At 59.1% G+C, this 6,301-nt stretch carries 4 protein-coding genes; 3 read left to right on the top strand and 1 reads right to left on the bottom strand.

Translation table 11 applies throughout. From position 1 onward, the window contains the following. Positions 1-81 precede the first annotated feature (81 nt). Positions 82-1,629 (bottom strand): ABC transporter substrate-binding protein, encoded by a 1,548-nt coding sequence (locus EN845_RS06375; protein ID WP_135906852.1) that lies wholly within the window; start codon positions 1,627-1,629, stop codon positions 82-84. A gap of 140 nt (positions 1,630-1,769) precedes the next feature. On the opposite strand from EN845_RS06375, the gene EN845_RS06370 reads away from it, so the two are divergent. The 3 genes from EN845_RS06370 to EN845_RS06360 all read left to right on the top strand — a co-directional run bounded on the left by EN845_RS06370 (position 1,770) and on the right by EN845_RS06360 (position 6,297). Then, positions 1,770-3,284: a UbiD family decarboxylase gene (locus EN845_RS06370; RefSeq protein WP_167531265.1), complete on the top strand. Its 1,515-nt coding sequence runs from the start codon at positions 1,770-1,772 to the stop codon at positions 3,282-3,284. 26 nt (positions 3,285-3,310) lie between these two features. Continuing rightward, on the top strand, positions 3,311-4,786 hold the full coding sequence (locus EN845_RS06365) for an amidohydrolase family protein (protein WP_135906861.1): 1,476 nt from the start codon (positions 3,311-3,313) through the stop codon (positions 4,784-4,786). Positions 4,787-4,869: 83 nt separating this feature from the next. Next, positions 4,870-6,297: an aldehyde dehydrogenase family protein gene (locus EN845_RS06360; RefSeq protein WP_135907076.1), complete on the top strand. Its 1,428-nt coding sequence runs from the start codon at positions 4,870-4,872 to the stop codon at positions 6,295-6,297. Positions 6,298-6,301 lie beyond the last annotated feature (4 nt).

The following is a 6,301-nucleotide window of genomic DNA, read 5'->3' as shown; positions in this document are numbered from 1 at the left end:
CATCAGCGTCCTCTGTGCTCATCGCGGAACGATACAGCATCACGTCATTTCCTATTCTGAAGGTCGGCCTCGCCAGCGTCACTAGGCGACGAAGTATGCTTTCTTGAACTTGTAACGGTTCAGACCCCAACCCGTAAGGTCGGGCTCCAAGCCTCCAATCTGGGCCGAGTGAGCATCGATAGTGTCGGGGTAGCCCCAGATGATCAGCCCGCCCCGCTCAAAGGAAATCCGCTGCATCTGATGCACAAGCTCGCACCGGCGGTTCTGATCAAGTTCGGCGCGGGCAAGGTCGTTAAGACGCGTGAACTCTTCGTCGGAGAACCGGGTCGGGTTGAGGGGTGAAGTGGCGAGTTCCCCCAAGGCAACCTGGTTCAGGTAAGGATTGTGGGTCCAGTAATCTACCGCGAAGGGCCAGTTGGTATACTCCGCGAAGAAGCCGCCCTGGTCGAGCCGCTTGACGTTGATTGTCACATCCCCTTCCCGCGCCTGTTCGGCAAAGATCTGTGAAGCTTCGAGCAGACCCGGTGCGGCCGCGGTCGTGGCCAATTCCAACTGCAGATTGGAATGACCCGCGCGGGCAAGCAGCGACCGAGCCTCTTTGACGTCGCGCTCCCGAACCAGAGATGTGTCGAAACAGGGATCATTGGGCGAGTACGCGTCGTATGCGACACGCCCGTGGCCGGAGAAGGCCAGTTTTACGAGTTGCTCGCGATCGACCAGCAACCGCAGAGCCTGCCGCACCCTGACGTCGTCGAAAGGAGGCTTGTCGACCCGCATCGTGAATGGCCGAAACGACCCCGCTTTGCTCGTCAGGACCTTGAAGCTACTGTTGGCACTCACCACCGGTATCTGGGAGTAGGGAAGACCCTCGATCGCGTGAACCTGCCCTCCGAGAAGAGCATTCACCCGCGCAACATCGTCGGGGAGATCGATGAGGACCAGTTCGTCTACGTAAGGCGCTTGTCCATGATAGTTCTCGAAGCGCTTGAAAGTCGATTGCTCACCGGGAACAAATTGGTCGAGCTTGAAGGGGCCTGAACCAACAGGATTCTTGGGGTCGAAATCGACGGGCACAACACCGGTGTTCAGAATGCGGAAAGCATCCCGCAGCGCCGCATCGGGACGGCGAAGCTTAAGACGGATCGTACGGTCGTCCAGCTTGACGATCTGCGCTGGATCGATGGAGCGCATAACCGGAGCTGCATTGCGAGGGTTCTTCGGATCGATGATCCGTCGAATCGTATAGGCGACGTCATCCGCGCCGATCGTCTTGCCGTTGTGAAATTCAGCTCCCTGCTTGATCCGAATCGTCCACTCGGTTGCCGAGGGATTTACCTCGAACTCCTCAGCCAGAAGCGGTCGATACTCGGCCTGTTCGTTATCATCCCCCAAACCGTCGTAGAGATTGAGAACACGGGCGATGTCAGCCGGGGTAATCGGGGAATGCGGGTCAAGTGAGTCGATGGGGCCGCCGCCGGCGATGCCGACGCGCAGAGACCCACCCTTCTGGGGGTTTGGGCTGCTCTGCCCAAGTGCGGAGCCCGCATAACCAAGAGCCATCGCGGCAATCGCGCCACCCATCAGCTGACGGCGGTCCAGTGTGTTCCGAAGCATGCGTATTTTCGACATGAGCGTTCCTCCCTACACATAGAATATTGCTATAGACAATAGGTAGTCAAGTGTGTTTAATTCACTCAATGATTGCTCCCGGGCGAAGCGCATCGATGAGCGCGAGCCGCGGGGAACTGCGCACAGAGGAGACGTTTCTCGTGAGTTACGCAGACCTGAGAGGGTTCATCGAGGCGCTCGACAACCAGGGCATGCTCAGAAGAGTTCCCGGTGCTGATCCGCATCTAGAGGTTGGAGCTGTTACCGAGGTCGCGGCCAACCTACCCGAATGCCCTGCCCTTCTGTTTGACGAATTCGACGGCTATCCCGCGGGCTTTCGCGTCTTCACCAACGCGACAAACAGTTCCGTCAAAGCGGCCATTGCACTCGGCCTTGATCCATCGCTCGCCCCTCTGGAAGCTCTCAAGCGATGGAAAGAGAAACGGTCCGCCTTCCAGCGGAGTGGCCCCTTGCCGCAGCGCCTCACCGAACCTCTGTTTCTAGAGAACACGATGGCGGGCCACGAAGTCGACCTCGCATGCTTTCCTGTACCGCAGTGGCATGCGGACGACGGCGGCCGCTATATCGGATCGGGCAGCCTCGTCGTCATGGGCGATCCTGACAGCGACTGGGTGAACGCATCGATCTACCGAGTCCAGGTTCAAACAGCGAATACGGTCACGATTCAGTTCGATCACTTGGGACGGCACGGAGCCATCCTTGCAAAGAAGTTCTGGGACCAGGGTAAAAGCTGTCCGGTCGCCATCGTCAACGGCCAGGATCCGTCACTCTTCTTAGCAGGTTTCGAAGCTCTCCCAGCCGGTTATTCGGAGTATGATTTTGCCGGAGCCGTCAAGGGCGAAGCGATTCCGCTGGCAAGAGCGCCGCTGACACAACTGTTGGTTCCGGCACTGGCCGAAAGTATTCTCGAAGGCTACCTGCTTGATCCGAAGACGGTGATGGCGGAGGAAGGTCCATTCGGAGAGTTCACCGGATACTATGCGGCGGATCGCCGACCGCAACCGGTAATGCAGGTCGACGCGGTGCATTTCAGGCACAATCCGATCCTGTTTGCCTCGCCTCCGTTGAGGCCTCCGCTCCACCATTTTGGGCTGCCATTGAAGGCTGCAACCCTTTGGACACTGTTCGAAAACGCCGGTGTTACCGATGTCGCCGGTGTTTGGCAGCATGTCTCGTCACTCGTTACGGTTGTCGCTGTCAAGCAACGCTATGATGGGCATGCGAAGCGAGCTGGCCTGATAGCGGCCGCCAATAGCTACATGGGACGCCTGATCATTCTCGTCGATGACGATATCGATCCGTCCAACATGGACGATGTTCTGTGGGCGGTCGCTACGCGCTGCGAGCCCTCGGACTCGATCGATATCATCAGAAATGGCTGGAGTTCCGCCCTCGACCCGCGCATCCCGCCCGAGGCGAAGGAGCTTGGTGTGACAGCGCATTCCAAAGCCATCATCGATGCTTGTCGGCCTTATGCCTGGTCCTCGCGCTTTCCGCCCAGCACCGCGCTTCATCCAGCAGAGGCTAAGGCCGTCAGCGATAAGTGGGCCACGGTCTTGCGCGATCAGACCACGCGCACCGAGGAAGAAGGTCCAGCGATCAATCGGGCAGGAACCACCGGCACGACAGCGCGCGCACCGAAGAACGGGCTCTGAGAGAAATTTTCAACGGAGGAACACTCATGAACAATGATAGACACCTGTTTTCCTTGAATCGCAGACAGATCTTGCCAGCTCTTGCCGGAGTAGCGGTGCTGGCGGGCGTCCAGGGCGCGCGCAGCGCTGACCAGCCGACACAATCTCGGCCGGCACCAACTCGGGACGACATTCTGATCCGCGGCGCCTCGATCCTGACAATGGATCCGCAGAACCCGATTTTTGAGCGTGGTGACATCCTCATCCGGTCCGGTCGAATCGCAGCCGTCGATCACTCCATCGACGCGCCAGATGCCGAAGTCATAGATGCAAGCGACTTGATAGCTCTGCCAGGCTTCGTGAATGCTCATATCCATCTTTGGCAAAGCGCTATGGCTGGTATCGCAGGCGATTGGAGCCTGGACCAGTATGTTCAGCGTATTCTGGGTGGAATCGGACCCCACATCAGCGCCGAAGACTTGTACCTGGCGAACTTGGCTGGGTGCTTCGAGCAAGTGAGCGCCGGGACCACCACTGTGTTCGATTACTGTCATGCGATCAATACGCCGGCTCATGCGGACCGTGCCGTTGACGCTCTCCTTGAGTCGGGCGTCCGTAGCGTTTTCGGATACGGCCCGCCAGGCGATTGGGACTGGTATGCCGACCCTAACCGGGACCATCCCGAAGATGCGGCCCGGCTGCGGAAGGAGCGTCTATCGTCTGACAGCGGGCTTGTACGAATGGCTCTTGCTATCCGTGGGCCGGATGAATCAACCCTCCCGGCCACGACGCGCGATATCGCCATGGCGCGCCGCCTTGGCGTCATCGTTACGATGCACACAGGATGGGGCACGGTCGGACCGAAGAACAAGGCGGCTCGCCAGCTGGCGGACGCGGGACTGCTTGGCCCTGACATCAACCTCGTTCACGCAAACTCCTTCACCGCCAGCGAGTACAAGGCCGTCGTCGACTCGGGTGCGACGATCACGGTGACACCGGAAGTCGAAATGCAAATGGGAATGGGCTTCCCAGCCACCGGACATGTTCGGCTGGCCGGGGGACGACCTGCGGTTGGGACGGACATCCCCACCAACGTCGGTCCGGATATGACTACCCAGATCAGGATCGCGCTGCAGATGCAGCGCGCGCTCGACAACGATCGCCTTCTTCGAGAGGGTCAGGATCCAAAGGAGCTCACCATCACCGTACATGAGGCTCTGGAATGGGCGACCATGGCGGGTGCCAGAGCCCTTGGTCTTGATCGGGAGATCGGCTCGATCACAAAAGGAAAGGCTGCCGATATTCAGCTGATCAGGAAATCACCCCGCGATCTTGGGCAGGCACAGAACCCAGCTGAAAGCGTTGTGTTCTACTCGACGGCAGCGCAAGTCGAATCGGTGTTCGTGAACGGCAAAGCACAGAAATGGCAAGGGCGTCTCGTCAATTCTGCAGCCCACGGCCTGCGCGACCGTCTCTTGCAATCAGGCCAGAGACTCATCGAGCAAGGGCTGGAGAAAAAATGACAGGCGCCCTGAACCTACAAACCCAGATTTTACGTTCTAAGACATCCGGCGCCGCAAAACGGGCGCCATCTGCGAGGGAAGAGATGCATCATCACAAATTCTATATCTCGGGCGAATGGGTTGACCCCGTCGCCCCGCAAACGATGGACGTGATCAATCCGGCGACGGAGGAGCCTTTCGCGCAGATCAGTTTGGGGGGGGCGGCGGACGTTGATAAGGCCGTGCTCGCTGCTCGACGGGCTTTTCCAGCCTATAGTGCGACTTCGGTAGCTGAACGCGTAGAACTCCTCGACCAGATTGCAAACATCTACGAGCAGCGTCTTGATGAGTTTGCCAAGATCATCACCTTGGAAATGGGAGCGCCGGCTTGGTTCTCACGCCAAGTGCAGGTGACGATGGCGTTATCCCACTTCCGGGAAGCCCGACGTGTCTTGCAGGCCTACGATTTCGAGGCCCCGCTTGGGACGAGTCGGATTGTGAGGGAGTCGATCGGCGTCTGCGGGTTGATAACCGCCTGGAACTGGCCGCTTGGACTTGTTGCCTCGAAGCTTGCCTACGCATTGGCCGCAGGGTGCTGCGTCGTCCTCAAGCCGAGCGAGGTAGCGCCCTTGAGCTCGATACTGCTCGCCGAGGTGTTACATGACGCAGGCGTCCCGGCGGGCGTTTTCAACCTCGTGAACGGGACTGGGCCGGTGGTCGGTCACGCAATCTGCTCCCACCCGGATGTCGACATGGTGTCCTTCACGGGATCCACCGGTGCTGGCATTCAAATCGCCAAAACGGCGGCCGATACGGTGAAGCGCGTTCATCAGGAGCTTGGTGGCAAGTCGGCCAACATCATCCTGCCTGACGCGGATCTCGACGAGGCAATTCCAGCTGGGGTGTTGCGGGCCTTCACAAATTCCGGACAGGCCTGCGTTGCGCCGACCCGCATGCTGGTACAACGTGATCAGATGCCTCGCGTTGTCGAAATCGCACGTCGTGCCCTCGACAAGGTTGTGGTCGGCCACCCGGATGACGCAGGCACCCGACTCGGGCCGCTTATCAGCCAGGCACAGTTCGACCGTGTGCAAACCTATATTCAGCTTGGGATCGACGAAGGCGCTCAATTGGTAGGCGGCGGTCTTGGTCGCCCTAACGGTCTCAATCGCGGTTATTATGTTCGTCCCACGATCTTCGCTGATGTGGCGCCCGGAATGAGGATCGCACAGGAGGAGATCTTTGGGCCTGTTCTGTCCATCATCGGCTATGAGGACGAGGACGAAGCCGTGGAGATCGCGAATGGAACGGTTTTCGGTCTAGCCGCGTACGTCCATTCATCTAACCTCCTGCGCGCGCAGGCTGTTGCGCGAAAGCTCCGTGCCGGACGCGCTTACATCAACATGGCAACGTCAGATACCGTCGCGCCCTTTGGAGGGTACCGGCAGTCGGGCAACGGACGCGAGAACGGTGTGTTCGGACTGGAAGAGTATCTGGAAGTGAAGGCGATACTTGGTTGGGCGGCGGCATAGCTGC

Origin of the sequence: Mesorhizobium sp. M8A.F.Ca.ET.202.01.1.1 (genome assembly GCF_004791595.1) — a bacterium.
Classification (GTDB): Bacteria; Pseudomonadota; Alphaproteobacteria; order Rhizobiales; family Rhizobiaceae; genus Mesorhizobium.
Note: the sequence above shows the minus strand (reverse complement) of the source record. Positions and strands in the feature narration are given on the sequence as shown.